The following is a 1,207-nucleotide window of genomic DNA, read 5'->3' as shown; positions in this document are numbered from 1 at the left end:
CGCCGGCGTACGCGCCGGGGCCTTACGGCGCGCCGCCGCCGTACGGGGCTCCGCCGCAGGGCGCACCGGCCTACGGTGCTCCGCCCCACGGCGCGCCGCCCTACGGGGCTCCCCCGCAGGGGGTGCCGCAGTACGGGCCGGGGCCGCAGGGCGCGCCGCCGCAGGGGCCCGGACCGCGAGGGCCGCAGGATGCGCCCCGGGGCGGCGGGCAGGGCGGGAACGACGGCGGCCAGGGCAACGGCGGCCAGGGCGACGGCGATCAGGGCAACGGCCAGGGCGGGGGGCAGGGCAACGGGCAGAACGGCGGCCAGGACCAGCCGCCGCCCCCGTGGGGCAACCAGTGGAGCAGCCACCAGCCGCCCCCCGGGCAGGGCAGCTGGGGCGGCGGCGACCCCGGCCAGCCGGGCCCCGGCGGACCGGACGGCCCGCAGGGCCCCGAGTCCGGCCCCGGCGACTCCGGCGACGAGTCGGGCTCCGGCCGGAACAACGGCCGCAAGAACGGCCGCGGCAACGGCGACGGCCCCGGCGGCGGCCTGCGCTGGGACCCGACCGACCCGGTGCAGCGGCGGTCGCGGTACGCGCTGCTCGCCGGCATGTGGGGCTTCTTCTTCGCCCTGTTCAACTGGTGGCCGCTGGCGCTGCTCCTCGGCGCGCTCGCGCTCTACTGGGGCATCGACGCGCTGCGCGGCAAGTCCGGCGGGCAGAGCGGGGCCGCGGCGGGCAACGGCCGGGCGGGCGGCGGCACCGACGCCTTCGGCCAGCCCGCCAAGCGCCGGTCGGGCGGACGTCCGCACACCACGGCGGCGATCACCGGCGTCGTGGCGGCGGGCATCACGCTGTCCATCGTGCTCGCCGGGTTCGCGGTGCAGATCGCGTACCAGGACTACTTCAACTGCCGCAGCGACGCGCTCACGGAGACGTCGAAGGAGAAGTGCAGCGACGAACTGCCCAAGCCGCTGCGGACGTTCTTCGAACGCGACTGACGGCGGCGCGGGGCGGCCGCGGCGCGGCGCGGCGTCCGGGGCCCTTCGGCCCGGACGACGCCGGCCCCCGGTCGTCGGTCGTCAGCCGCCGCCCTGGTCCTCCTCCCACTCCTCCGCCAGCCGCGAGCGCGGCTCCCACAGCGGCCACCCCTGCCGACCCCAGCGCCACCGCCGCCCCCGGGAGGGCGCCACGGTCGCCCGCCGCGGCGCGGGCGGCGGCGACG

The 1,207-nt window shown here is 79.8% G+C and carries 1 protein-coding gene; it reads left to right on the top strand.

Annotated elements, in window-relative coordinates:
* On the top strand, window positions 1-983 hold a 983-nt coding region (locus ABD317_RS37070; protein WP_344296491.1), incomplete at its 5' end, for a hypothetical protein.
* Window positions 984-1,207: the final 224 nt, after the last annotated feature.

It is taken from the genome of Streptomyces synnematoformans, assembly GCF_039531005.1.
In the GTDB taxonomy this organism is placed as follows: domain Bacteria; phylum Actinomycetota; class Actinomycetes; order Streptomycetales; family Streptomycetaceae; genus Streptomyces; species Streptomyces synnematoformans.
This window is presented reverse-complemented; position numbering and strand designations above follow the sequence as displayed.